This is a genomic window from Parendozoicomonas verongulae, from assembly GCF_009711465.1.
GTDB lineage: Bacteria > Pseudomonadota > Gammaproteobacteria > Pseudomonadales > Endozoicomonadaceae > Sansalvadorimonas > Sansalvadorimonas verongulae.
Genome location: NZ_SMME01000363.1, coordinates 1 through 641, shown reverse-complemented (window position 1 = coordinate 641; position 641 = coordinate 1). Strand labels below are relative to the sequence as shown.

Genomic DNA, 641 nt, shown 5'->3' with positions numbered 1-641 from the left:
AACCAGCTGCCCTCGGAATTTTTGCGTGTAGTCCAGAGCTGGGACACGGCCTATAAACCAGAACAGGTGAACGATCCGACGGTCTGCACCACTTGGGGCGAAACCCGGCACGGCTGGTATCTGCTGGATGTGTTCAGGGAACGGATGGATTACCCCGCTCTCAAGCGAGCGGTGATGAGCCAGTACAGCGCGTGGAACCCGCAGGCGGTACTGGTGGAAGACAAAGGCAGTGGGCAATCACTGATACAGGAGCTGCGAGCAGGTGTTGAGCACAACGGACGCAAGATCGTCTGCCCGGTTATCGCTATCGATCCCAAGGGCGTTAACAAGGTCGACCGCCTCATTGCCGTATCCAGCCTCTTTGAAGCGGGAATGGTTTATCTCCCGGAGGTGGCACCGTGGCTGCTCGATTATGAGCTGGAGCTCACCATCTTCCCCCTTGCGCCCCATGATGACCAAGTGGACTCCACCAGCCAGTTCCTGTCGTGGGCGCACAACCATAAGTCCACGTTCAACTATGCGGCCAGCGGACAAAAGCGGGTCGGCACCCAAGCCTACGAGGACGATGCGATCAACCCACGGGGAGACAGCATCGACCCGGATACAGCCTACGGGGTCGTGCGAGGCCCCATGGACATGAA

1 protein-coding gene is annotated in these 641 nt (G+C 58.8%); it reads left to right on the top strand.

Annotation, left to right across the window (positions count from 1 at the left end; genetic code table 11):
• Positions 1-641: phage terminase large subunit (terL, locus tag E1189_RS00700; RefSeq protein ID WP_155158216.1), on the top strand; the 641-nt coding region annotated here is incomplete at both ends.